The sequence below is a fragment of the Candidatus Pantoea communis genome, from assembly GCF_011752685.1.
GTDB lineage: Bacteria > Pseudomonadota > Gammaproteobacteria > Enterobacterales > Enterobacteriaceae > Pantoea > Pantoea communis.
Map to the genome: position 1 here is coordinate 18,947 of NZ_VWXC01000032.1, position 26,709 is coordinate 45,655.

Consider the following 26,709-nt stretch of genomic DNA (forward strand, 5'->3'; position numbering starts at 1 on the left):
TTTTCCAGGACAAATCTGTATCTTCTTGCGATTAAATTTAATCATTCATAACCCAGGCAGAAGCCTTCTATCCGTAGTGTCATTAGTGCATGTGCTGACTTGTCTGAACCCCCTGTACTTGAGTTGGATAGAAATAATCAACTTATAAATTCTCAATGTGACGAAAAATGATGATTGTGACGTCAACAATCTGAATCCTGAGCAATATTCTGAAGTGAATTTTATATAACCTCATCCACTTAAATAAACGTTGAAAATTGTCACAAGTGAACCAGGCTTAAGTCTCAAATCAAAGGAGGCCAACAATGCCGTATAAATCACGAGATTCCCTACCAGACAGCGTCAGGCATGTCCTCCCTGCTCATGCGCAGGATATTTATCTGGCAGCATTTAACAGTGCCTGGGATGAGTATAAGGACAAAAAGGACCGTCAGGATGACAGCTCTCGGGAGGAAGTGTCACATAAAGTGGCCTGGTCTGCAGTCAAGCATTCCTACGAAAAAGGCCGCGACGATAAATGGCATAAGAAGTCCTGAACAATTCCTCGCCGATACAGGGTGGAAAACGCTCGTGCTTTACCAGAACGACGAGTGAATTTTGCCAGAATTTAAAAATCATTTTGGGTAAGAGTTTTGGCGAAAGGATTCAGGCCGCCCTTGCGGACGGCCTGTGATTCAGACCTGATTAATGCGCCGCCATCTGCGGAGGCAGGCGCAGCAGGGCTCGCTTGTCTGCCACCTCATCCGCACGAACCGGTTTTGCCGCATTTCCCCAGCTGTTCCGCAGGTAGGTTGCCACCGCTGCCACCTGTTCGTCCGAAAGCTTCCAGGCAAACGAAGGCATCGCACCGCTTGTTGGGTTGCCTGCTGTGACCGCGCCGCGTCCCCCCTGCAGCACCGTCGTGATGATGGAAGAGGCATCATCCGCTAACAGGCCAGGGTTATTCGCCAGGCTCGCCGCGAGGTTGGGAATCCCTTTACCGTCACTGTTATGGCAGGCAGTGCAGTTGGCTGAATAGACATTTTCACCCATCTTCATTTGCGCATTGTCCATCGACAACGGCTGCGGCAACGTCGTGGTTGAGGCAGGAACCTGCTTGAGATACACCGCAATCGCGCGCAAGTCAGCGTCGGTTAAGTGTTGTGTGGAGTTAGTCACAGCTTCCGCCATCGGGCCTGAAGCGACCGCCACATGATTGCTGCCGAGCTTGAGGTAATCCACCACCTGTTGCTCAGACCAACTCCCAATGCCAACATGAGGATTGGGCGTGATATCAGGCGCGTGCCATTCACCCAGATTACCGCCTTGCAGATAATCACTGCTGTCACCGCCAATCAGGTTCTTAGCCGTGTGGCAGGCGGCACAGTGTTCTGGCCCTTCCACCAGATAAGCGCCTCGGTTCCATTCAGCACTTTTACTGCTGTCTGGCTGGAAACCTGCGTTGCGGAAAAACAGCAGGTTCCAGCCCATCATCGCCAGACGAATGTTATACGGGAAGCCCAGGTTGGTTTCCGGCACCTGATAGTGAATTGGCTTAACCGAGCGCAGGTACATCCACAGGTCGTGCATGTCCTGATCCGTCAGCTTCACATAAGCGTTGTAGGGCATCGCAGGATAAAGGTGCTCCCCTTCTTTGCCCTTACCGTGACGCACGGCGCGGAAGAAATCACGCTCTGTCCAGCTACCGATACCGGTTTCGCTATCCGGCGTGATGTTGCTCGCGTAAATACCGCCAAACGGCGTGCTGATGGAGTAGCCCCCGGCCAGCGGTAGTTTGCTTTCCGGCATGGTATGACAAGCCGTGCAGTCACTGGCAATCGCCACATAACGTCCGCGCTCAATTGCGGCACTGTCTGCCGCCGTTGGCGGTTGGCTGGTGAGTACGTTGTCGCTGGCGACATCATCCGCGGAGGTATCACCGTTCATCCACAGCATGCCCGCTGCCACGGCCGCAGCAATCACCGCTACGCCCGCAATGAGTTTGGTTTTCTTCATCTCACACCTTCACCAACGGACCTGGGTTTTTCAGGTACTGTTCAATAATGGCTTTCGCCGTCCACAAACTCAGTGCGCCAATCGTGCCCGTCGGGTTGTATCCCGCATTGTTTGGGAAGGAAGACGCCCCCAGCACAAACACGTTGTGCGCATCCCAACACTGCTGATAACGGTTGAGCACCGACGTTTTCGGATCGTTGCCCATCACCGCACCGCCAATGGTGTGGTCGCTGGCAAAGTTATACGGCGAGTAAGCACCCGAAGCAGAGTTGGTGCCGATGACGATTTCCGCGCCCATGGCTTTACCGATCTCGACGCTTTTCTCTTCGATAAATTTCGCTGAACGGCGATCGTTATCGTTGTAGTCGAAGGTGACGCGCAGCAGAGGATTGCCGTTGTCATCCTTGTACTCAGGATCAAGGTCAAGATAGTAATCTTCGTGCGAGAAGCTGGTGCCCTGGCCGAAAATGAAGGTGGTGTTCTGGAACGCGTGGGTATAAGCCTTCTTCCACTCTTTACCCCAGCGTGGCGAGCCCGGCGGCAGTGCATCGGCGTTGCCGATAGGACGCGCGCCACGCGCCACGACCAGAATCCCTGCGCCACCGATAAAGCCCAGACCGGTATGGTCAAAGTTATCGCCGTTCCAGTCGTCCACCTGCGAAGAAAGGGCTCCGGCACCGATATACTGATTCAGATTTTCATCTTTGAAGTGGATCGCTGCACCCGATACCGTCTGGAAGCTGTAGGCACGCCCTACCACGCCGGTTTTGGTCACCGGGCTGTAAGGCACCCCAATTTTGGACAGCAGCAGCAGACGGACGTTTTGCATCTGGAAGGCGGATAAGATCACGATGTCTGCGGGCTGTACCCACTCTTTCTTGTTCTTATCGAGATAGGTCACGCCGGTGGCGGTTTTACCGTCTTCCGCTTTATTGACGCGAACCACTGCGGAGTCCGTTAACACCGTGAAGTTCTCACGTTGCATTAACGCTGGGATGACACAGGCGTTAGGGCTGGATTTTGAGAAGTTACCGCAGCCGTAATACAGGCAGTAGCCGCAATAGGTGCAAGGCCCCATGCGCACACCCAGTGGGTTAACATAAGCGCGTGACGCCTGGCCAGCGGGAACCATGAAGGGTTTCAAACCGATCTTCTTCGCGCCTTCGGCAAAAATATCCGTTAGACGCATACTCTCTAGCGCAGGCAAAGGGTATTCGCTTGAGCGGTTGCCCTCGTAAGGGTTGCCGCCTTCAATGACTTCGCCGTTCAGCTTACCGGCCTTGCCTGACACGCCGGCGATCTTTTCAAAGCGATCGTAAAACGGTTCCAGCTCGTCGTAAGTCACTCCCCAGTCTTGCAGAATCACCCCTTTGGCAATCTGCTGTTTTCCATAACGCTTCACGGTCTGGCTGTAAGGCTCGAAATCGAACGGCGTAAAACGCCATGCCATCCCAGCCCAATGGGTGCCCGAGCCTCCCACGTTGTAACCTAGCTCATTCAGGTTCCACTCACGAGTTGGCAGAGCCGTTTGCGTGGTGTTATTACGGAAAGTGGTGGTTTCGACGGCGGGCGGCAGCAGCATACTGCGGCGCGTATCCCAGCGCAGTTCATCGGTATCGACCGAGGGGGGAAAATCTGTCGCGGTTTCAAACCACGGGCCACGTTCAATGGCAACGACATTCAGACCAGCGCGGGTCAGCTCTTCGGCGATCAAAGAGCCGCACCACCCCAGGCCGACGATGGCGACATCAGCTTTTGGACGGACGTTATTCATAGTTTATTGCTCAGCAAACAAATTAAAGGGTGTTATCAATCAGGCTGGTAGGAATGATGTTGAGCTTCTGTCCTTTTTTCGGCAGCAGATCGCGGAAGTCGTAGCGAGCGCCAGGGAAGCCAATCATTTTCCAGCTGGTCATGTCTTTGTTCCCCCCATAAATCGGGTCAGACAGGAAGCCCTCACGCACGTTCTGCAGCAACAGTTCAAAGAACACTTTGGTTTCAACTTCCTCACCGAGATCGAGGCTGTTCTGCTCCATTGCGGTCAGCACCTGATCCTGCTGATCACCACGTAGTGAGAGGAAGTCTTTGCCATAGTGTTGCTGAAGGGCTTTATCCAGCGCAGCAATGCCAAGACGATAGCGTTGTGCAGGCGTCAGCGGAGATTGCGGACCCTGCTCAGCGGTGCCTTTGACAAATTTGCCTAAACGGTAGATCGCCACTGCGTTGCCGTAATCGCCCGCGAGTTGCCGATCAATAAAAATGGCGCACCCTGCCTCTTTGCCACTCAGGCTGGTTTCATCCGCTGGGATAAATCGTTCAGCGATGGCGCCTACCGTGTCAAATTCATGCTGAGTGAGATATTGCAGCCCCCCTTTTCTCGGCGGTGCGGGCGGCGTTTGGATTTTGCCGGGTTCCCAGGGCTGGCCACCCTTCACCTCATCGGCCTGCGCCAATGTCGGGATCGTGGAAGCCACTCCCAATGCGGTGATGGAAGTGAGAAATTCTCTGCGTTTCATGTTTTCCCTGCTTTCACATTGCAAACCAGGTCAAATAACAGACGTATTTGTGCCTGGCATTGAGCCATATAAATAAGGTTTATTGGATAAATAATGACGCTGCCCGGTGGGCTTTTATTAGATAAATACTGAGGTAAGTTTTTACATTCAAATCACGTAATTAATTAAATATTAACAACGCAGCAAAGAGTAATGACTCCCCCTTCGCTTTGAAAGGTTTTTGTTGATGGTTTCCCATCATTGAAGTTTTTAATAAGCCGGACTGGACGATGTAGAGTGTGGTTTCGTCTCGCAACATTTAACATCTTGCCAGTCACGAAACGTTGCGCATAATACGGCGAAAATAGACACCAGGCTGTGACCTGATGCGCACTCTGCGTAGTTGAAATAGTGAACATGAAATTTACTGGGGCTCAGAAACAAATGAAAAAACTCACCCTGATTAAAGTGGCTGAACTGGCCGGGGTTGGGATCGCCACGGTTGACCGGGTGCTGAATGAGCGTGGCGGGGTTCGTCCGGAAACGGTACGCAAAGTGCTGCGCGCCGCGCGTCAGGCCGGGTTACAGCGTTTACTGCCGGATGACACGCAGCATCCCTGGCAGATTGAAGTTTTCCTGAGCAGTAATGGCACCTGGTTTTTTCAGCAGTTAGCCGATGAATTTGCCAACATTGCCGATCGACTGGGTTATCGTAAAATAAAATTATTTCGTACACTGGTGACGGAAAATCCACCGGAAAAACTAGCGGAAAAGATAAAAAAAAGCGGTGAGTTGCGCGACGGTATTATTGTTTATGGGCATGACTATCCTGTTATTCATGAAGCCTTATCCTGGTGTAAAGATAAAGGTGTCCCGGTGGTTTCGCTGGTTTCAGACTTACCCAATTCACATCGATTCTGCCATGTTGGAATAAATCAATATCAGGCTGGGCGTACCGCAGGCTTATTAATGAGCCAGACTATGCCCCACAAGGGTGACGTGATCATGGTTAGCGGGCGTTTTGATTTCAGCGCACATATTCAACGTATTTCAGGTTTTCGTGATGCCATCACCCAACGCGCCCCCTGGTTACAGTTGCGTGAAGTATTGGCGGGGGAAGATGAACGGCACAAAATCCGAACGCTGCTGAATCACACGTTACAGCAATCAAGTAATGTGGTCGGTTTGTATAACTCTGGCGACAACAACAGCGATATCAGTGCTGTATTGCAGCAACACCAGTTACTGGGCCGCTGCTGCTACATCACCCACGAATTGTATGATGTGACGAAAGATCTGCTGCAAAGTGGCGCGCTCTCCTACACGCTGGATCAAAACGCCCGTCAGCACGCCGTGCTGGCCACTGACCTGCTGATACGGCATCTGGAACAGGGCTTTGAACCCGATCTGTATCAGGACGGCCGCGTTGAACTGCGCATTGTGACAGCGGAGAATCTGGATTAGTCAGTAGGTACAGCGTTACCCCACAAAATAAGAGGCTTAAGCGAAAGCAAGATAAGCGAACCGCAACAATTAAATATTCACTTGTTCAGCATGATTATTCTGCACATAAATGACAGAGCGGTTTACACTGGCAGGCCACCATTCAGGAAGAAGAGGTCATTGTGCTGTCGAAGATCCCCGATTATGAAACCGATCGCGAAGGCTATCTGGAGTTCATGACCCGCAGTAACGCGCTGCGCATGGAGCTACTGATTTTGTCGGAAAAGTTTGTTGAGGTGCACGGCTCTTATGAAGCGGGCATGGCGGAACTCGGAGAATGGCTACTTAACTATGCGGATAATGCCATGATTCAGAAGTTAAGTTCCGGCCCCATCAGCAAAGAATGGTTGTTTGATGAGTTGAAAAGACGCCACAAATAGTCGTCTGGTTCTATAAGTTAACGCCAACATTAACGCAGGGTCTTCAAGCTTAGATCTCATTAGCACGGTAATGGTCTCCTGCTGAAAATGTAATCTATAGTAATCAGTCAAACCAAAATGTGACAAATTTATGGCAGAAATAAAACTCAAACTGGCGAATCCGCCACTGCGAAAGAATCACATAACCAATTGTTTTTAATTATAAAACAAACAAATATCGATTTTATTGCATCTCAAAAATTTCATTTATATGACTAAATTTTGACAGTTCTGTCATAAAACTTTCATAAATTTTCTATATGTTAGCCGCACATATCGTTGTGCTTATGCTGCTTTAGCGATCTATAGGAAATTTTCACTAATGAGTGATTACGTTACGCCTCAGACTTTACATGTTGCCGCTTCACCGCTGTCTTCCGCGATTCCACTCCCTGCAAAAAACAGTAAGAAACCGCTTTTCCTGTTCGGCATGGTTTTACTCGCCGGCGTTCTCTTTGCGGGAACGCAATTAATCGGTGATATCCAACAAACCGGGGTCACCTTTAGCAGTGTGCTACCGCTGATGCTCCTGGGGTTTGCCTTGTTAGCGGCATTGGGTTTCGAGTTCGTCAATGGTTTTCACGACACGGCCAACGCCGTGGCTACCGTCATTTATACCCGCTCACTCTCTCCGACCGTGGCGGTGGTGTGGTCAGGAATTTTCAATTTCCTTGGTGTTTTATGCTCTTCTGGCGCGGTGGCTTTCGGCATCATCTCCCTGTTGCCAATTGAACTCATTATGCAAACCGGCAGCAGCGAAAGCTTTGTGATGATCTACGCCCTGCTGTTCTCGGCGATCATCTGGAACCTCGCCACCTGGTGGTTGGGCCTGCCCGCCTCCTCATCGCACACCTTAATTGGTTCCATTATTGGCGTGGGCATCGCCAATGCCGTGATGCACGGGCGTAGCGCCATGAGCGGCGTAAACTGGGGGCAGGCATTAAACATCGGCAATGCGCTGATCCTGTCACCGATTGTCGGCTTCTTCTGTGCTGCACTGTTGCTGGTGTTGATGAAGCGCGTGGTGAAAAAACCTGAGTTGTATGCCACCAGCAAAGATGAAGGTGCGCCTCCGATGTGGATTCGCGGTTTGATGGTGCTGTCCTGCACCGGCGTCTCTTTTGCACATGGCTCGAATGATGGCCAAAAAGGCATGGGGCTGATGATGCTGATTCTGGTGGCTGCCCTGCCCGTAACCTACTCTCTCAATCGTTCCGTGCCCCAGTCCGATATTCCACATCTGATCACACTGACCGAAAGCAGCCAGTCACAATTGCTGCAATTCAGCAACACACCCACTCCTGCTCAGCTTAATGATGTATTAGCGACTTATCTGCGCACTGGCCAACGCGATACGACGGTGGTCGCCGCGCTGGCTCAGGTCAGTGGCAACATCGGCGCCACGCTGAAGCAATATGGCGCGTTGCAGACAATCCCCGCCGATCAGAAACCTGCCGTGCGTAATGAGATGTATCTGGCAGCTGAAACCATCAAACGTCTGCAAGCCGATCACTCGCTGATTTTACCGGCTGCCACCCAGCAAAATCTGCAGGCGCTGAAAACTGCGCTGAACGGTGCAACGCAATTTATCCCGACCTGGGTCAAAGTCGCGGTGGCACTGGCTTTGGGATTAGGCACCATGGTGGGCTGGCGCCGCATTGTCACCACGCTGGGTGAGAAGATCGGCAAAAGCCAGCTTAACTATGCGCAAGGCATCAGTGCGCAGATGGTGGCGATGGGCACCATTGGCGCAGCGGATGCCTTTGGTCTTCCGGTCTCAACCACACACGTGCTCTCCTCAGGTATTGCGGGCACCATGGCCGCCAATCGCAGCGGCTTACAGTTCGGCACGCTGCGCAATATGGTACTGGCCTGGGTGCTCACCTTGCCTGCCGCCGCGCTGCTCTCTGCCGCCCTCTACTGGATCATGACTTCACTGTAACGCTCGCTTCGACAGGGATAAGACGATGTCTGCACATGAAATGAATAACAACAATATGTTTGATGCGCGCTTTTTACAGGAATTCTATGACAGCTATGACGAATCGCTGGAGATGGAGTTAGCGGATGTTGGTCTGGCGGCCAATAACGATCCGCAAGAGATGGCGTGGCGTCGCCGCTATTTTATGGAGTTACTTCATCTTCAGGGCGAATTGGTGAAGCTGCAAAACTGGGTGATTCGCACCGGCCATCGACTGGTGGTGATTTTTGAAGGCCGCGACGCGGCAGGCAAAGGCGGCGTGATTAAACGCATCATGCAGCGACTCAATCCGCGCTATTGCCGCGTGGCGGCACTGCCCGCGCCAAATGAACGTGAGCGCACGCAGTGGTATTTTCAACGTTACGTCTCTCATCTGCCGTCAGCGGGCGAGATCGTGTTGTTCGACCGTAGCTGGTACAACCGCGCGGGCGTCGAAAAGGTAATGGGATTTTGCAGCGATGCGGAGTACGAGGAGTTCTTCCACAGTACGCCAGAGTTTGAACGCATGCTGGTGCGCAGCGGCATTCAGATCGTGAAATACTGGATCTCCATCACCGATGAAGAGCAGGAAATGCGTTTCCTTAGCCGCATTCATGACCCGCTGAAGCAGTGGAAGCTGAGTCCGATGGATTTGGAAAGCCGCCGCCGCTGGGAGGATTACACCGCTGCCAAAGAGATGATGCTGGAGCGCACCAATATTTCTGAGGCGCCATGGTGGGTGGTGCAAGGCGTTGATAAGAAGAAGGCTCGGCTGAACTGTATTTCTCACCTGCTGCAACAGGTGCCGTATGAAGCCGCAGAAGGCGAGCAGATTTCATTACCTTCCCGCATTCATCATGAAAATTATGCCCGTCATCCGGTGCCAGAGAGCATGATCGTGCCCGATAGCTACTGAACTATACTTTGACCAGTCGATGAATATCAGGAGGGATTATGGCAGGCGGCTGGTCTGAAGATGGTGCAGTGCAAAAGCAGATTGATGCGACCGTGGATGATGCGATTGCGCGCGCCAGGAGTCACCTCAACCACGGCGAAAGTGCAGAGTATTGCGACGAGTGCGGGGAACCGATTCCCGAAGCGCGTCGCAGCGCGTTGCCTGGGGTGCGTTACTGCGTGAAGTGCCAAAGTGCGTTAGATAAACAAGAAGCCAGCCACAGCGGGTATAACCGCCGTGGCAGCAAGGATAGCCAGTTGCGGTAGATGAGTCGTAATCCCTTCAGGACGCCACTGAACATTGAACAGCTGGTCATGACGTGACAAATCGACCAGCCAGTTCCCGCTCGATGGGATGCGCAATTCCAGCTTAAGACTCTCAGGTCGCAGTTTGTTGCGCTTATAGAACCAGTGCTCAGGCGGTTCGTTCGTGAGGACGATACCACACACACTGTATGACACTTCTTCAATACCCAGACTGGCAAACCATTCAGCGACTTCGGGTTGGGTAGGATGGTCGAACATATTGGCTACGCTCCTGAGTCAAAGTGAGACAACGCAAAAGCCTATCGTTGAAAACACTGTTTTTAAATCCTTTATTTCGCTGCCTGGTAGCAAGTGCGGACGATGCTCCGATAGCGCACCTAAAGTTTAAACTTCGGTATTTCTGCAGAGAAGGGCCGTTAATTACGCAATTTTTCAATATCATCGGACATTATTGCCGTGATATTTTTGGTGATCTTTTCAACCGGCCAATTCCACCACGCCAGCTTTTCCAGTGTCGCGATGGTTTCATCTGGGAAGCGTTTCTTAATAATTTTTGCAGGATTGCCACCGACAATCGTATAGGCAGGCACATCGGAGGTGACGACCGAACGTGATGAAATGATCGCGCCATTACCGATTTTCACACCTGGCATAATCAGAGCGTCAAAGCCGATCCATACATCGTTGCCAATCACAGTGTCGCCTTTGTAGGGTAAATCACCGGCTTGTGGCATGGCGTTTTCCCATCCGTTTCCGAAAATATAAAACGGGAAAGTGGAGAAGCCAGAAAGTTTATGATTTGCCCCATTCATTATGAATTGAACGCCTTTAGCTATGGCGCAAAACTTACCAATGATCAGCTTGTCTCCAATAAAAGGAAAATGATAGAGAACGTTACGCTCGAAGTTTTCCGAGTCCTCTGGATCATCGTAATAAGTAAAATCACCCACGATGATGTTAGGGTTTTTTATCGTGTTTTTGATGAAGCAAACCTGTGGGAATCCCTCCATTGGGTGTGTATTGGATGGATCTGGTCCGTGCATAATTCCTCCTGATAAAAATAGTTTGTTGCTTGAAGGCTACCACATCACGATAAGGGTAGTGCTTTAATTATGAGCGTTCTTTTGCGCATTGCACTCCCCTCTTTTTGTTCTAAGCAGACAGTTCACGTCCTGAGAGCCGCTAAGTGCAAGGAGCAGACGTTAACGTACTATGACAATTTAAGGATAATTAGGGGTGATCTAGGCTGCTGATATAACCTTTCAACAGAATACCAGGTGCTTCGAAATGGGCTTTTTAGTAATATGCCAATCAGATGATCAATAAAGATGTCTCTGAATGCTCAAGGATTAAAACAATGCCACTGCCGGAAAGGATGAAACCTACCAAAGTCAGTAGTAAAAAGATTAGTGAACTAGCAAAAAAAGCTGAAATGATACTTTCCAAAATTGATGAAGGTGCAGAACAGGACGATGCTGATCTGGCGGCTATGATGGTCGAATGGAATAACCAGGTTGTGCACCCCTATACATTTTCTGATTTCAGGGACTTCTCCTCCTGGACAAATGCCAGAGAATTTACCAGGATGGCTTTTAATCTGGATAAATTTTATCCTGACTTTACGTGGGAAGAATTGCTTCAAACAATAACATTCATCTGTGTCTGCGAGGGCAAGGAGTCCGAGCAAAACTTCGCACTTTCATTACTTGAATGTAATTTTGCAGGTAATCCATCTGACCTAATCTTCTGGCCGGATAATTGGTTCCAGAATCCTGAAATGTTAAATGCTAACCTGAGTGTCGAGGAGATTGCCGGGTATTTAATGGCCCGCTCAGGGCGGAACTTAACGGATGCACCTGATATAGAGTTGAAATATTCAATACCGGATGATAATTGATTTTTGCATTGCCGCTACACCTACATTTCCCAGGCTGTATTTTTGAGAATGGTTGCAGGACAGCGTCCGCTTTCCGCTTACAGTAGCCCTTTCGCTTATGTCCTTAGCCAGTTCCATGCCACCCGTGGAAGTTTCTTGCTTATTTTAATGGTGGTTTACAGAAGCTATTCCGCTGGGGCTAAAAGGCCGGTATCAATTTCTGTTATGCAGACCTGATAATTTTTTTGGATATTTCACCGTTCAAGACCAAGTCATCGTGTGTTGAAATAAGCCATAATTCTCTGAGTTCATCTTCCCATAGCGTTTCATTACAAAAACGATTGAGGATCTCAGAAAGCTCAATTGTTTCAGGCTGATTGAGATGATCTGTCAGGTTAAAATAACCTACAAGGAAAAACTCTGATTGCTTAAGCCCAAGCAGTGACTGGATCTCACCGAATATATGCCCCGAACCGGTCGCTTCGGGATACACTTTTAGATAAAGTCTTCCAGTATTGACTGGCCCCATAAAAATCCCGCCAAGCCTGTATTTTTTTACTGGTTGTGTATCCATAAATGTCTGAAGTGATTCAATGGTAAGTTCTATGCAATTATCGTTCAATCCGCTACTGATTGTCGCATGTAACAGGTTTTTCCTTTTTTCCAGCAAGTCCCAGGCTATCTTATTTGTAAACGATGCGTTACGAAGAGCTTTCTCAATCTCGATAAACGTTGTTGTTTGGCGCAGGCGTTCATCACTAACGGGCAGTACTATAGAATGCCGGGGGGTATTATACGTCCCCATACAGTAGTCTTCATCACTGGTTATGACATCTGGATGGGACGAGTTAACCAATGGGAGGTGAGCGCGGCGGTAATTTTTGTCTAAAACAAGTTCGTCACCGGATGAATAAAACTGATGTGAACTGCCATATCCCAAAATTGTATCGTCAGTAAAAATCATCTCAGTGCTCCTTTTCTGCAAATGATAGTTAGAACGGTGGTAACTATAAAAAGGATAGTCTGTTGGCCTAAAGGACTTAAAGACCTGCTCAGAAATAAGCTAACAGGATATTCTTACAGACGTGTTCTGCCCCACCGTTGATTCAAATAGAGTGCTGTCATAAATGTCTGCAGATCGCTCGGAGCGTACATTAGCTGTTGTGGATGTCTGCTATGTGCCAATAGCGGATAAATTTACGCCACATGGTGACAAATAACACCACACAGCTATCATGGCTATACGAAGTCAATTTGTGGATTATAAGATCATGATAAATATGGAAGTGGGTACCCCAATTGATTACCCGATCTTACTGAAGGTTTGGGAATCATCTATACGTGCCACACATGATTTTTTAGAGGAGCAGGATATTCAGGCACTACGCCCCCTGATACTGCATACGTATCTTCCTGGCCTGACTATTACGCTAGCTCGTCGAAGCTATGACCATTCGATCGTGGGCTTTACTGGGGTAAGCAAAAATCGTATTGAAATGCTCTTTGTGGATGCAGATCAACGCGGTAAGGGCATCGGGAAACGACTTTTGCTACAAGCTACCCACGAGCAAGGTGCTGATGAACTTGATGTAAACGAACAGAATCTTCTGGCTATTACCTTTTATAAAAAACACGGTTTTGAAACTGTTGGTCGTTCTGAAGTTGACGGCCAGGGCATGCCATACCCTTTATTGCATATGAAGCTACGGGGAACATAATCTTCCCATACAAAATCAAGTCCGCTCACAACGGACCATCGCTGATAACTTCCAGCAACTAAAATTCATCCATCTTTTCGCCATCAGACCGTAGCCGTCAGGCCCGAAACGTCCATTCTGGCGGTGCGGCGGAGCTTGCCGGTCAGCACAGTCGGGCTGACGACTCGATACGCCTGGGAGCCAAAGGGGGCCATCTGGCTTCAGAGAGTTTCAGGTTTAATGGCCAGAAAACCGGGGATGCAGTTCCATTTACCGCGCGGGTTTTTAAACGTGAAATATTTTCGGTCGCCATAACCGCGACCGGTTCAATTAAAATGACCAGCGCACGCCCGCGTTGTAACGCCAGCCTTTCGCGCCGTTGCCGTCGATCTCTTTGCGGTAATCCGCTTCGGCGTAGAGCGCCACATCCTTGTTCACAGTTGCGGTGCCGCCCACGCCGATATCCCATATTTTGCCGAACTGGCCGCTGTCGAAGGTTTCACCATCACCAACATCCGCCGCGCCGATCTTCGCCTTCGCGGTGCCACCCCAACCCTGCGTGTAATTCACGCGCAGATACGGCGTGTACTGATTCGCACTGCCGTCCTGCCAGGTTTTATCCACGCGCGCGCCAACCCGGCCAATTGTCTGGCTGTAATCGTCGTAGGAAACGCGGGTGTTATCGCGGTCGGTGAAGCTGTCCATCTTCATTTGCAACCAGGTGATCTGCGCCTGCGGTTCGATGCGCACGCCGCCGCCCAGTTCCAGCGGATAACCGGTTTCAACCGAAGCCGTCCAGCCGTTGCCTTTTGGTTTGGCGACATCTTTCTGCCGTGCAATGTCAGTCGCGCCGCGATGCCAGCCCCAGCTCAGTGAGCCGTCCACGTAAAAACCGCTGTCGCGCAGCCATGTGCCGTACAGAGAAAGCGTGTCGCTGTCGAAGCTGGTCGAGCTGTAGCCATCTGCTGCGTGCGGGCGAATACGCGTGTTGCCGCGCGTGTAGGCCACGCCGCCACGCAGGCTACTGTCCGCGCCGTCCACGCGAATCACATTGCCGCCGAGTTGCACCGCGCTGTAGTTGAGATCGAAGTCGTAGCCGTAATGACTGACGCTTTGACTGGTCTGGTATTTCAGGTTGGAGCCGATATAGCGGATGAACATCTCGCCGCCAACCGCATCCGGGTTTGCCTGCTGCTTGCGCAGTTCACCGAGGCGTTTATGCAGATCGTCGGTGATTGCCAGCGAATAATAAGCGAGGCCAACCGGCGCAGAGAGGTAGGACGGCACCTGGGGCGTGACCGCCAGACGTGCGCCGCTTTGTGCGCTGCCTGCTGACGGCTGGCACAGGCTGCCGTCGTCGCACACGAAGGCGTTCGCCAGTCGATAATCCCACGCGCTGCCGCCTACCGCGCTGCGGGCTGCGTCATTGCTGCCCGGTGTGAAGCTGTATAAACCGTATTGCCACGGCCCGGATGCGACATAGCCGCTTTTCAGCACAAAGCTGTTGGCATTCGCGCTGCCGGAAACCTGCGCCAGCGACACACCTTCGTTCGCAGCGATCACGCCATCGCCGTTGCTGTCAAACAGCGGCGCGCCCGCGAGTTTTACGTCAACCTGCGTCACGCCCGATGCCGCGCCATTCACCAGCACCACATCGCTGCTGGCCGCTGTGGCGTTCAGCCTGACGCTGCCGCCCGCCGACGCCAGTTCGCCGTCAATCGTCAGCGTATTCGCCGCCGTGTTGCCGCCGTTGGTGAGATCCAGGGTGCCCGCGTTATTTACCACCAGTGAATCACGGGTTCTGCCCTGCAACAGCGGATTGACGTTGTCACCCGCGAACAGCGTTGAACCGCTATCGACGTTAATCGTGCTGTGCGCCAGTTTGATGTTGTCGGTTAACGTCCATTGAGTGTTGTGGAAGTTCAGCGTGCTCCAGCCCGTGCCGAGGTTGGTGCCTTTGCTCAAATCATCGCTGGCGAACGAACCGCCGCGCGCCTTGAGTTGGCTGAGATTAAGCGTGCTGCCCGCGCCATTTTCCGTGGTGATGTGGCGCGTATCAGCCAGACTCACCTTCTGCACCGAGGCCTGATTACCCGCACCGCTGCCCATCGTCAAACTGCCTTTGATGGAGCCGCCGGTGACAATCAGTTCATCGCGTCCGTTGCCGGTGTTGACATCGCCGACCACCACACCATCCAACAGTGCAATGACGTCATCGGTCGCGCCGCCCGCCACGACAACCTGATCAGGGAACGGCGCGTTGATGGTGCCTTCATTGATAAACACCGTTTGCCCGCCGCGCAGGTCGATCAGCGGCGCAACGCGACTTTGCGAACTGATGGTGCCCTGGTTAATCACCCGGCTGGCGGTTTGGGTGACAATCGCCGAGCCGCCGTTCGCCGCCTGAATATCAATCAAGCCCTGAGAAATCACGTTGCCGCGGGTGTTGGCGATCACGCCATTGCCGGTTCCTGTTACCACAATCGAATAATCCGGCCCGATCACCAGATCGTTGCTGGTGGTTGAGCCATTGGCGTTTTCAAAGCGATAACCGGTGCCCGAACCGCTAACGTTAATTTGCACACTGCCAGCGGAATTGAATGAGGTCGCCGAGCGAATACCGTTACCGTTTGCTACCTCTAAACGCACGTTATCCAAATTGATATTTGGTGTTTCGGCGCGGTTGTTGATCGCGCTGCCGCTGCCGTACGCGCCGATAGTGATGTTGTCGGCTTCGAACCCCTCCGCGCCGACAGCCAGCAACAAGCCGTCGGCGCTACCATTCGCCTGCATCACGCTGTAGCCCTGGCCATCGCCGTAGATTTTCATCCATGCGCCGCTGCCGACGCGCATCGCCGCAATGCCACTATCGACGCGTAATGCGCTATCGACCGGCACGTATTGGCCGTAACCGCTGCTGACATCGATGCCGATGCCTGACGCAATGTGCATGCTGCCGCGATTAATGAAGTTGCCGCCGTCATGCACGCGCGCGCCGGTGCTGTTCGATCCGCTGAGATCCACCACGCCCTGATACTGGTTAAACAAGCGTGCGCCGCCGCTGACGTCAAACGCCGTCGCATTCGCGCCGTTGCCGCTGATGGTTGAGGCCGCGTAGATTTCCGTTTCATCGCCGCTGGCAATCGCGGCAGTGGTATTTTCGCCGCTGAGCGTAATGCCGCTGCTGATCACGCCCTCGGCGCGGTTACTGGCATTCATTACGCTGGCACCTTTGCCGCTCGCGACATAATTGTCGGTGCTGGACACTTGTGTGCCTTCACCACTCAGCACAATGCCCCGGCTATTTTCACCGCTGAGCGTCACGTTGCCGGGATTCTGTGTATACAGCCACGCGCCATTGCTGATGTCATACAGCGTCGAATTGGCGCTGCTGACATCCACATTGTTGCCGTTGCTGATGAATTGTGTGCCCTCATCAGAGGCGCGATAGCCAGTTTGATTCGGGTCGTTGAAGGTGATGCGGCTGTCTGGGCCAAATGTGATACGACCGCCTAAAAAGGCGCTAGCGCCCATCGCTTCTTCGCCATACAGATTGATGGCGCCGTTTTGGTAGATGCGCGCCAGATAATTGCTGGCGACCAGGCCGATGGTGGTATTCAACTCAAAACTGTCACGGTTGAAGATGTTGATGGTGCCGCTGTTGGAAATTTCGGTCAGCGGGGCGCTATCTAAGCGACGCTGCAAACCATAGGCATACAATGCTTGCCCGCGCAGCGTCATGTTGATGGTGCCGCTGTTGGTCACCTTCCCACCGTCTTGCGCGTAAATGCCGGTGCTGTCCTCGCCGGTAAAAGTGATGTCGCCGGTATTGGTAAGCTGAGCCAGATTGCTGGCGATTAAGCCGGTTTGGAATCTGCCGCTGCCGTTTATCTCAGCATGGTTGGTGAGATGCGTGTCGGTATTGAATCCGTGTTCGAAATCAATGGCCGCGCCTTGCAACGTGTAGGCTAAGCCATCGACTTCTGCCGCCAACACGCTAGAACCATCAAGGTTAAAGCGTGTCGCGGCATCAATCATCCCTTGCGCGCCATGCGCAATTTTCAACCCGGCACCTCCGATACCCCCATTGCCCCCGTTGCCAATATTAAACGTTGCGCCGTTAGTATTTACCTGGGTTCCCACGCCGCCGCCATATACGCCCGTAGTACCCCTTTCGTTCGTGGAAAGCGTTAAACCGCGGCCGTCAAAATCCGCGCCATCCTCGACGCGGAAAATCGTGCCGTCGACCACCGATGTCGAGAAGCTGCCATTTTTTGGCAGGTTAATTTTGGCGTTTTCGCCTTTGGTGTAAAAACTGATTTGCCGCTCCAGGCCAAATATAACGCGCGGTCCGGCAACCGGAATCGCGTTGGCACTGACGTTCACCGTGGCGTTGCCTTCGGCGCGAATACCGATCGCATCGTTGCCGCCAAGCTGAATCGGGCCGCTGACGTTGGCGACGGCATTGCCGCCCTCTTCGCCGATGACCCAAACGGCAGTGTTGTGATCGGTTGTGCCATATTGGCCAGCATCGCTGAGGATATTGATGGCACCGTGAGAATAAGCTTTTGCGCTTTCGCCCTCGTGGGCGATGACTTTGAGGCCGGTACTGTTGTAGCCGTTGAGGTTGATGGTGCCCGCTTTGCCATTGCCGACGTCGCCACCGCTGCCGGCATCCACCACCAGCATGCCGACGTTCTCGCGCGGTTGCCCTTCAACCGTGCCGTTCACATCGATGACACCGTTATTGCGCGCGATGGCACTTGAACCGTATTGAGCCAACATGCCAACGGCATTTTGCACCAGCGAGCCGATCACGATACGGCCATTGTTAACCACGCTGGAACCGAAAAACGCACTGATGCCAGTGACGCCGCCACTGAGATTTACCGCCACATCGCTGGATATATCTGTTTTGCGATTTTGCGGCGTGCGCCCGATGTAAATCGTGCCGTTTTTGGCATTCGTAAAATCGCCGGTGACACTCACGCCATCGGAGCCCCAACTGCCTACAGTTTCAGTGACACCGATATTAATGTTGCCGTGATTAGTCGCGCGCGCATCGTAGATCGAAATCGCCTGGCCGGGGTCATCGCCGGGTTGGAAGTTGATTACGCCATAATTGCTAAAGCGGCTGCCGTCGCTGACGAGCACGCCGCTTTCCCCACTGCCGATAGTGCTGCTATCCACGCCTTTGCCGTTGGCGTTGTTGAGGAACCCGGCATTGATCACACCGTTGTTACGGCCACGCGCGTTATTTATTAACTCTAAACTTGTGCCAGTACTGGCGAGCTTGCCACTAATCAACGCTTTCGCGCCATTGCTGGCACGCATCACTGCGCTGTGGCTGTCCAACACTTCCAGAGTTTTGCCACGATTGATTTTGACGCTGGCATCCGGGCCATCGGCGCTCAACACCACCTGATCATAAATCTGTTGCGTCACTTCATCGTCAACGTTGTTAACGCCCATGCGATACACCAACTGTCCTTCACGCAGGCTGAAGGCATTGTGGAATTCGGCGTTATAGCGGTCGGTACTGAGGTTGGACACGCTGACCTGCTCGATCAGCCAGTTATTGTAGTTGCGCAGATCGTTGATATTTTTGATGTTGAAACGGGTAGTACCACCATCCAGGGTTGAAACGCTGATGGCTCCGGCATAATCCACCACGCTTTCGGCAGTGTACACCAACTGATCATCGCCAGGGGGCGTAGCCGCGGTAAAAGTGATGCGATTATTCGCGTTCCAGTTGATATGTCCTTTATTGGTAGCTGTAAATAGTTGGCTTTGTTTCGCCGCCATCGACCAGCTATTAGTAGAGGAATTAGCCGCCGCACCATGTTCACCAATATCGATATTTAGCGTGCCGTTGCTGACGGAACCGATGCGCGCATTAATATATTGTTTGTCGTTTACATCATAATAATCTGGCACTACGGCATCGAGGCCGACACTCGGTAAATCCACTAAATCGGCGGTGTTATATACGTCGTACGTTGTATATGTCCAATCTTCGAAATTCGGTATTTGAATAGTGAGATTCTGCTGGCCAATTTGTAATCGCTGCTCGCCAATCAGGTTGTCATTGATTATTCGACCAATACTTTGCAATTCGCTAAACGCCACCGTGGTTGCCCCGTTTTCTCCCGGCGCGAATTGCGGTAAACCGCTGAGCGTTTGCGTCGAGCCATTGCATAAGCAATAAGCTCCAACTTTATTGTCATTAAATTCAGGCGTATAAGGTTTTAACTCCGCCGCCCACGACAGCGAAATAGGGAACATCAAACCTTGCGCCGCCACAAGGCTTAGTAACACCGGATTTAATTTGAACACAACGTATTCCTCAACAGAGAAAGACAACGCACGCAACGGCGCTCCGCTGCGCTGGAAGTTAAGTCGCTGATATAATTTGTTTCAGAAATTTAATGTTTGGCATCTGGTGTAATGAGTATCTACGTATTGCGCGGGAAACGTCTAGTTTGAGTTAAGGAATTGTGAGGCGGGAGATGGGATTTAGGAATTTGGCTAGAGAGCCGTTCATTATTAATTGGCACTAATTTCTTAAATGGCCACTTTAAGTAAAGTGGCCTTTGCATTTAATATTACGGTTTATTACTCGCAAACTTAATAAACAAGTCGTTAAATTCATCACTTCCAATTGGCACTTCTGCATTATGAGAGAAGTTCCTGACATAATACTTTCCATCAAATGGAGTTGGCGACTGCCCTCGCTTAGCAATTAAAATTAATATTTCCTTATCTTTATAGGTGAAGTTAACGCTGTTTTGTACGATACTTTCTAAAAATGCTTTTGTGGCTTTAGTGCTATTTTTCAGCAAATCCTTTATTTTCTTGATGTAAGAGTCAACAGAGTCAGATATGTACATAGCTTCAGAATCAATGCCAGTTATGTACACATCTGAATATTTTATATAACTTTTCCCAAAAGCCGCTTGGTGGTTTTTTGCACCTTCAATATTTTCTGCAACACCAACAATCACCATGCACTCGCCAGTGTAGGTATTTGTCATAGCTGATAGGGTTTTAATTATCTTATCAACTAGTTGCAGATTAATACTATCACTGAGAGGAGATGTTGTTACCAAGCCAGCCTTATAATCATAGTAATTTGATTCTGTTTTTGATTCATTAATTATGTTTTCAAGATTCTTTATCCAACCACCGGGTTCAAAAGTACCGTCTTTAGAATTACTAAAGTTATCTTCAATAACTCCAATGGTTGACTTTATCAAAGAATGACGGTCTGTGTTTGACCATTTTTTATCTTTAGATAAGATATTCTGATAATGTTTATCATATGCACCGCATAACGAAGTGTGTAAATTCTTATAGTTATTAATCCTCTTTCCTTTAATGATTATTAATTCGTAAATAGCCAGAAAAACAACTTGAAAACTTAATGCGGATTTAATCTTCTTTCCATTCCCATAAACAGATTCTGAAAAATTATCGCGATCATCTTTATAAATAGTCTGCATTTCATCAAAAACATGATTAAAAGTCTTAATAATATAATCTTGCGAGTATTTATATATCTCTTGACTTAAAAGTTGACTTTCATCGGAGCTATGATCATACAAACGATCCAAATAGTATGATGTTGTATGAGATTTATCTTTTAGTAGAGCATAAGAGAGCAAGTGAGCAATTAATTCTTCATCTCGAGATTTTTTTACATCCTCTTTAAGTATAATATTATTTTTAACCCAAAAAATATCTTTTATATTTATCCCGTAATTTAAATCATCATCCGATATGCTTATATTTTTCATCCCCCGTAAAGTTACAACGTCTGTTCTTGACGAGTCTTTACGTATATAACTAGCTATTTTATTGATGGTGTCAGGAATTAAACCTAGTGAACCTGCTTGTCGAACGTCCTGCTTAGAAAGAGTTCGTCCTCCAGTATTAATTCTTCTGAACGTCTCATCAATGAATTCATTAGTATTGCTGCTGCTCGTAGAGAATGGAACTTCATAATTTAGTAATCTTGAACAATTTTCACTTGAAAGAACCGGTTCTTTCTGACTTAACGCACCATTTTCTTTCAATTGCTTTGTCAGTGTGATTGAATCCAGATTAAAATAATGACCATTTAAAGAGTACTCACATTCAATAAAAGAAGTAATTGCATTTAACCTTTGCAATCCGTCCAATATTTCTATTTTGGTTGAATCGTTGTTTTGTTTAGAAGTTATTATCAATGGTATCGGATAGCCATTGACTAAAGAATCAATGAATTTTTCTTTTTCTGCAAGTGACCATACTAATTTTCTCTGATATCTTCTATTGACTGTCAGAATTTCTTTTTGATACATTTCAAACAGTGTTTGAACTAGTTTAGGCGTAATATTTGAACTCATCATTTTCACAACTCCTTTTACAAAAAATAAAATTTCGTACTATTTTTCTTTAAGTAATCCAATATAAATATATATCCGTTTGAGTATTAACCTCTTTTTTAAAGGCCAAGCCACCATCCCCTTTATCTCCTTCAGCACAAACATACTCTGCATCTATTTAATCCCCGGCAATCGACGAATGACCGACATCGCGAAATCCGCATACGCATCCATATCTATTGAAATCCGCATCGCCGCCGATGCTGTAGCAGGAAACCACATTATCTAGCGCCATCACTTCTTGTTCGAATTTGCGGGATTCGGCTTCGCTGTGGCTATCAATGATGACGCGCACAAATACCAATACATTAAGGCCAATCTTTTTTCGATTAATCACGGCGCGATAACCTTGGAACACATCGTCCTCTGCCAGCTTGCGGACTTTGCGCCAGGTCGGCGATGCTGAGAGGCCAATTTCATCGGCAAGGTATTGATTAGTTAAACGCGCAGCCTGCTGCAACTGCTGGAGGATTTTAATATCTGTCTTGCTTAAGCTCATCAGAGGAAGATCCTTTCCGTTTAACTGCAGTTATCAAATGGTTAGTCCCTAAATCACTCTTTTTGCAATGCATTGCGCAAGCACGCTTCTCACGCCCTGCCGCATACTGCTTGCACATTAACCGCTTAAATGAGAAGCCAATGAAATCCGACGCAAACACGCATCGCTGCACTATCGTGATCGATCAACAGCAGCCCGCCGGATTAGTAATGAACGCTGCAAGTGTTATCGGCATCAGTTTTGGAAAGTTGATGGGTAATTTAGTTGGAACGCGTCTCCGGCAATCGCGTTACCCGCGTGCTGCCGTCATCGCATTGCTCAATTTCGCAATGCGATGACGGCAGCCCCTAAAGATCTTCAGAGCAAATAGTCGGAAATTGCCATACACGATGTAGCAACCTTCATTCCGGTGCGGTGATAATAGGCTCTGATTCCTGGAATCTGGCATTAATAAAAATTGAATAGTGCAATTTTAACTTCCTGAGCATGTCTCTGATTTGCCATAAGGCTCAAGTAGTCAGGCCCAAAACAATGCGCATAACGGTTCGGCGAAGCCAGCCACTTTGCGCCTTAATGTAATCAGACTGACGAAACTATCTACCGTGGAGCTTAAAGTCGCTTCGGAGAGAGAGATACGAATGGCATCTGTGTGCCAAGAGCGGACATTCCTTTCAGGATAGCTTTCACTCCTCTTTTGACCTATAGGATGCCAGTTATTTCGGCTATTCATGGTTCAATGCAGTTGATTGAGTAAGTAATAGATCTGACTCGTTATGCAGGCCCTAGCACCAAAGCTTAAACCTGTAGACAAATTGCACAATCTGAATGTATAACGAACAATTGGGATTATTCTTATTTGCTAAATGGTATCTGGCACCCTACCCACGGCTCTCACCTGGATGACAAATGTGGAAATTGAGAAAAAAACGATTGATGATGTTATGCGGGCTGTGTTTGAAAATATCCTGTCAAATGGTGTTCCTGTTGAAACAACACGGGGACCGACAAAAGAGATTCTGGGTACACACATCATTTTGAGCAATCCGATTTGCAGGATTAGCAGAACAGAATCCAGAGGTAAAATATTCACCTGTCTTGGTGAGTTGATGTGGTACCTATCGGGCAGTGACGAGGTTGAATCTATTCGCTATTACATCTCAAAATACCAGGATTCTGCAGAAAGTGATGGCACAATTAATGGCGCTTACGGACCTCGTCTCTTTGGAACCAAGAATGGAATTAACCAGATTGAGAATGTCATCCGGCTTTTGAAAAAACGCAACACATCTAGGCGAGCAGCCATACAGCTGTTTGACGCAAACGATATAGCCCATCCCTTCGTTGATGTCCCCTGTACTGTCGGGCTCCAGTTTGCGATTAGGAATGATTCCCTCGATATGTTCACATTCATGCGCTCTAACGATGCGCGAGCAGGACTGGTTCACGACATATTTGCATTCACGATGCTTCAGGAAATGATTGCAAAAACCCTTGGTTTAAATTTGGGCGTTTATCGCCATTATGCGGCAAGTCTGCACATCTATACCGAGGATATTCCCCTCGTCGAAGCTGCGCTTAAAGAGGGTTACGCGCCATCTGCACCAGTTATGATGGCAATGCCCACAGAGGATATAAATCACTACTTATGCATTATTGTTGATGCAGAGAAACGTATCCGAGAGGGCGACATTCCAGACATTGATACGCTAAGCCTTAGTGAATACTGGAAAGATGTCCTTCGTATGCTGGCGATATTCAGATGCAAAAAAGACAAGGACTTGCCCGCTGCCCGGTCCATTGCCGGGAAATTGCAAAATCAGTCATACAAAATTTATCTTGAATGGTTGTGAGGGAGAAAATGAAACGACAGGATCTAATTAATGAAATTTCAGAGCAGCTCGAATCGTTCAGTACACACGAAATCCCGCTCAGGGGATTAGATACCCCCGACAAAATCACAACGCTCGCCGCACAGATACTCGACAGCAAGCGTCGTATTGAGTACGTCGAAGCCATTGGTAGAAATAAGATATCCCCGCTTCGGGGAAATCCCCACAGCGACATTTTTGATCCGCTACGAGCTGCGTGGTTGCATGTTTATGAAGGGAATGTAGATGAGGCGTGCTGGCTTATTTTCCTGTCCACCCACTTTGGCAAACATCTGAAATATGGTTGGCAATTATGCGCCGACATTTATGGTGGACTCGGTGGCGATGTATGGACTTGGGAGAAAGTGGTTGCGGAAGTGGACACCTTTCACGCCTGGTATGAGGGCTGCTATCGCCAGATGCTGGCAGACGGTCAGAAAAGAAGGTTTGGGAACCATAGAAAGTACGAATCCCTCAAACCGGACAGCAAGCGACCCCTTCCACGCATTATCAGCTCATACGTAGCGTGGGTAGGAAACGTAGGTAGTCACGAAGCGCGATTTGCTGAAGCCAAAGCCGCATCTAGTAGTCAGGAAGAGTACTTTGATATTCTTTACCGGAGCATGAGGGCTGTTTTGTCATTTGGGCGGGCAGGAAGGTTCGACTTTCTTACAATGCTCATCAAGTTCTGCATTATTGATGCCAAGCCGGGAACACTGTATCTGAACGGGGCAACAGGACCTCTGGATGGCGCAAACCTTTTATTTTACGGTGAAGCGAGAAATGCGGCCAATTATAAGGTATTAGACGATCTTCTGGCGAGGCTCAGCGCCTTCATGGACATGGGACTGCTTGAAATGCAAATTCTTGAGGATGCTCTTTGCAACTGGCAGAAATCACCCTCTCGCCACGTTTACTTTGGCGGATGATTTCAGGAAAGATCTTCACGGTTATATTTGACTTTGAATTTGGCAAAATGATCAAAGGGGATTTTTTGGGCGTGCTGTAACTGCCCCAGCACTATCCCTTTTGATACACCAATTTTCCGAGCAAATTTAATAATATTTTTCCAATTCCGCCCACTCAGCGTATCAAACTCTGCACGGTATGCTGGGGGAATCAGGACGTTGCTAGAAAACTCGTTTGCTTCCTGTTCTTCTTTTTCAGAAAGGCCACTCATTCCTTCTATGCGATGCTGTTCACAGTTGTGCAGAACCAGATGGCCAATCTCATGAAACAACGTAAACCAGAAATGATCGTCTCTGAGATACCGAAAACTCATTATTAGTGTCGCTTTGCCAGACTCAAAAAAACAGGTAGCGCCGCTCGCTGGACAACCTGTTGGCGTTGGCAGGATCACAAGCGCTACACCAGCGTCAGCGAGTATGCTGCGTATCGCAGGAAGAAATACTTTGGGATCAGCTTCAAGAGAATGTTTTCTTAACGCTTCTAGGCTGCCTTTAAGTATTTCCTTATCCCATGCATAAGTTCTCTGTTTTCGCGAAACATATTCAGCTTTCTTGAGCCATGTTATTACGGCCATTTCTTCCGTTCTGAAAGCTTCAGATTTTCTGAAAGCTATAGCAGTCTGTTTACTTTTATAATAATTAAACCATTCAGGTACAGATGAAACGCCGAAAAAAATCAGGCAATACTCTACTTTTTTATTACCACTCAGGCCTTTCGGGATCCAACCAAGTTTACTCATATCTGATGTAGGCAGAGACTGAACCCATTCATTATTTTGACGAATGATGGCATCTTTATGTTGGCGATATTTATTTTCACGACTGAGCCAGAAAGTCGTGCTGACATTGAAGAGAGATTCAAGTTTGTTGGCAATCTTCTCAGTGAGAATAAGCTCACCAGAAATCAACTCACGACTTTTAATCATGGAAAGGCCAACTCTTTTACTGAGCTCTTCTTCGTTGAAACCAAATTCGTCCATGAGGTCTATTATGGTATCTCCGGGGGCTGACACCCAATCCGTGTTAAATCCGTTATCAGAAACCATAATCTTCGCCTATATGAACCAATTTCAACCGAGTTACCCGACCCCAATCAAGTGAATTGTCTGCCTGACGGGGTGGTTTGAGATGACCATTTACAAAGTACATCTTAACCCCTTCGCTAAGGTTAATTGTAACGTAATCGCATCCATTTTCGCATAAAAACTCTGTTTTAAGGAACCCCGGAAGCTCAGCTATCGATGCTGAAGACCAGATATCAGCACACCGCACTCGCAGTTTTGCAGCTACGGCATCACCGAACAAATTTATCCCTGCTTCTTTAAACTCAACTGAATCTCTGAGTTCGGAACTGTCACAAAAAATCTGCAATGGGTTACCAACGCTGAGCGATTTATCAGAGAATATTATATTGTAATGTATAAAAAATCCACGATTTAACGGGCAGGTACATGAAGATGTCAATGAAATTTCAATAATTACGCTCACCGCTTAATAGAAACTGTCATCTAGGAACAGTGAACGAAGCTTATAACTAAAATCTCCTAATTTTTCCGCTGTAGCTCTCTGGTCCTACCCAAGAAATGCGAACTCACTTTGTTGCGGCCAATATTAATCTCCATTCGGCATTTTATTCTTTATCATCCATTTGGAACGTGGAGTTGCCCCCGCTAAAACGGACACGGTTAATTTATAGCTAGTAGCGAACTTCTGTATTCCCTTGGTGACTGCATTTTCAGCCCTTTATGGGGATGCCAGTTATTATAGTCTTCCATCCATTCT

Annotated in this window: 19 protein-coding genes and 2 pseudogenes; 11 read left to right on the top strand and 10 right to left on the bottom strand. The window is 49.0% G+C overall.

Annotated elements, in window-relative coordinates:
* The first annotated feature begins 305 nt into the window (after positions 1 to 305).
* On the top strand, positions 306 to 536 hold the full coding sequence (chaB, locus tag F3J37_RS26235; RefSeq protein WP_166936557.1) for a putative cation transport regulator ChaB: 231 nt from the start codon (positions 306 to 308) through the stop codon (positions 534 to 536).
* A gap of 148 nt (positions 537 to 684) precedes the next feature.
* On the opposite strand, the gene F3J37_RS26240 is transcribed toward chaB, so the two are convergent.
* From F3J37_RS26240 to F3J37_RS26250, 3 genes are read right to left on the bottom strand one after another with little or no spacing between them, the layout of a single operon-like run.
* Positions 685 to 1,995 carry a c-type cytochrome gene (locus F3J37_RS26240; protein WP_166936558.1) on the bottom strand — a complete coding sequence of 437 codons (1,311 nt, stop codon included), beginning with the start codon at positions 1,993 to 1,995 and terminating at the stop codon, positions 685 to 687.
* A 1-nt stretch (position 1,996) separates the two neighbouring features.
* Positions 1,997 to 3,769: a GMC family oxidoreductase gene (locus tag F3J37_RS26245; protein WP_166936560.1), complete on the bottom strand. Its 1,773-nt coding sequence runs from the start codon at positions 3,767 to 3,769 to the stop codon at positions 1,997 to 1,999.
* A gap of 22 nt (positions 3,770 to 3,791) precedes the next feature.
* Positions 3,792 to 4,511: a gluconate 2-dehydrogenase subunit 3 family protein gene (locus F3J37_RS26250; protein ID WP_166936562.1), complete on the bottom strand. Its 720-nt coding sequence runs from the start codon at positions 4,509 to 4,511 to the stop codon at positions 3,792 to 3,794.
* 423 nt (positions 4,512 to 4,934) lie between these two features.
* Here F3J37_RS26250 and F3J37_RS26255 point away from each other — a divergent pair, with 423 nt between their 5' ends.
* The 5 genes from F3J37_RS26255 (at position 4,935) to F3J37_RS26275 (ending at position 9,593) form a co-directional block, all read left to right on the top strand.
* Positions 4,935 to 5,954: a LacI family DNA-binding transcriptional regulator gene (locus F3J37_RS26255; protein WP_034822592.1), complete on the top strand. Its 1,020-nt coding sequence runs from the start codon at positions 4,935 to 4,937 to the stop codon at positions 5,952 to 5,954.
* Between the two features lie 161 nt (positions 5,955 to 6,115).
* On the top strand, positions 6,116 to 6,373 hold the full coding sequence (locus tag F3J37_RS26260) for a hypothetical protein (RefSeq protein WP_034822590.1): 258 nt from the start codon (positions 6,116 to 6,118) through the stop codon (positions 6,371 to 6,373).
* Between the two features lie 361 nt (positions 6,374 to 6,734).
* Complete coding sequence (locus F3J37_RS26265; protein ID WP_166936564.1) at positions 6,735 to 8,354, top strand: inorganic phosphate transporter; 1,620 nt, start codon at positions 6,735 to 6,737, stop codon at positions 8,352 to 8,354.
* A gap of 25 nt (positions 8,355 to 8,379) precedes the next feature.
* Entirely contained in the window at positions 8,380 to 9,288 is a 909-nt protein-coding gene (ppk2, locus tag F3J37_RS26270) for a polyphosphate kinase 2 (RefSeq protein ID WP_166936566.1), read from the top strand.
* A gap of 38 nt (positions 9,289 to 9,326) precedes the next feature.
* Positions 9,327 to 9,593, top strand: coding sequence for a DksA/TraR family C4-type zinc finger protein (locus F3J37_RS26275; protein WP_160866876.1), 267 nt, complete (start codon positions 9,327 to 9,329; stop codon positions 9,591 to 9,593).
* On the opposite strand, the gene F3J37_RS26280 is transcribed toward F3J37_RS26275, so the two are convergent.
* A complete protein-coding gene (locus tag F3J37_RS26280) occupies positions 9,525 to 9,851 on the bottom strand; it encodes a hypothetical protein (protein WP_205299054.1) in 327 nt (108 codons plus the stop codon). The genes F3J37_RS26275 and F3J37_RS26280 overlap by 69 nt on opposite strands.
* 158 nt (positions 9,852 to 10,009) lie before the next feature.
* Positions 10,010 to 10,636, bottom strand: a complete 627-nt coding sequence (locus F3J37_RS26285) for a Vat family streptogramin A O-acetyltransferase (protein WP_166936568.1) — start codon at positions 10,634 to 10,636, stop codon at positions 10,010 to 10,012.
* A gap of 314 nt (positions 10,637 to 10,950) precedes the next feature.
* Here F3J37_RS26285 and F3J37_RS26290 point away from each other — a divergent pair, with 314 nt between their 5' ends.
* Positions 10,951 to 11,490 (top strand): hypothetical protein, encoded by a 540-nt coding sequence (locus F3J37_RS26290; RefSeq protein WP_166936570.1) that lies wholly within the window; start codon positions 10,951 to 10,953, stop codon positions 11,488 to 11,490.
* A gap of 202 nt (positions 11,491 to 11,692) precedes the next feature.
* Here F3J37_RS26290 and F3J37_RS26295 read toward each other — a convergent pair whose 3' ends face one another.
* Positions 11,693 to 12,433, bottom strand: coding sequence for a hypothetical protein (locus F3J37_RS26295; protein WP_166936572.1), 741 nt, complete (start codon positions 12,431 to 12,433; stop codon positions 11,693 to 11,695).
* Positions 12,434 to 12,743: 310 nt separating this feature from the next.
* Between F3J37_RS26295 and F3J37_RS26300 the strand changes: the two genes are divergently transcribed.
* Entirely contained in the window at positions 12,744 to 13,187 is a 444-nt protein-coding gene (locus tag F3J37_RS26300) for a GNAT family N-acetyltransferase (protein WP_370662143.1), read from the top strand.
* Between the two features lie 309 nt (positions 13,188 to 13,496).
* Here F3J37_RS26300 and F3J37_RS26305 read toward each other — a convergent pair whose 3' ends face one another.
* From F3J37_RS26305 to F3J37_RS26315, 3 genes and pseudogenes are all read right to left on the bottom strand, one after another.
* Complete coding sequence (locus F3J37_RS26305) at positions 13,497 to 19,502, bottom strand: autotransporter outer membrane beta-barrel domain-containing protein (RefSeq protein ID WP_166936573.1); 6,006 nt, start codon at positions 19,500 to 19,502, stop codon at positions 13,497 to 13,499.
* 269 nt (positions 19,503 to 19,771) lie between these two features.
* Positions 19,772 to 21,556, bottom strand: coding sequence for a GmrSD restriction endonuclease domain-containing protein (locus F3J37_RS26310; RefSeq protein WP_166936574.1), 1,785 nt, complete (start codon positions 21,554 to 21,556; stop codon positions 19,772 to 19,774).
* A 36-nt stretch (positions 21,557 to 21,592) separates the two neighbouring features.
* Positions 21,593 to 22,091 (bottom strand): annotated as a pseudogene (locus F3J37_RS26315) (Lrp/AsnC family transcriptional regulator).
* Between the two features lie 140 nt (positions 22,092 to 22,231).
* Here F3J37_RS26315 and F3J37_RS26320 point away from each other — a divergent pair.
* The 3 genes and pseudogenes from F3J37_RS26320 to F3J37_RS26330 all read left to right on the top strand — a co-directional run.
* A pseudogene (locus F3J37_RS26320) lies at positions 22,232 to 22,360 on the top strand (DUF2000 domain-containing protein); the annotation flags it as partial.
* A gap of 639 nt (positions 22,361 to 22,999) precedes the next feature.
* Positions 23,000 to 23,941, top strand: a complete 942-nt coding sequence (locus F3J37_RS26325; protein WP_166936575.1) for a thymidylate synthase — start codon at positions 23,000 to 23,002, stop codon at positions 23,939 to 23,941.
* 8 nt (positions 23,942 to 23,949) lie between these two features.
* A complete protein-coding gene (locus F3J37_RS26330) occupies positions 23,950 to 24,888 on the top strand; it encodes an alpha-glutamyl/putrescinyl thymine pyrophosphorylase clade 3 protein (protein WP_166936576.1) in 939 nt (312 codons plus the stop codon).
* A gap of 2 nt (positions 24,889 to 24,890) precedes the next feature.
* Here F3J37_RS26330 and F3J37_RS26335 read toward each other — a convergent pair whose 3' ends face one another.
* On the bottom strand, positions 24,891 to 25,973 hold the full coding sequence (locus F3J37_RS26335; protein WP_166936577.1) for an ImmA/IrrE family metallo-endopeptidase: 1,083 nt from the start codon (positions 25,971 to 25,973) through the stop codon (positions 24,891 to 24,893).
* Positions 25,974 to 26,709 lie beyond the last annotated feature (736 nt).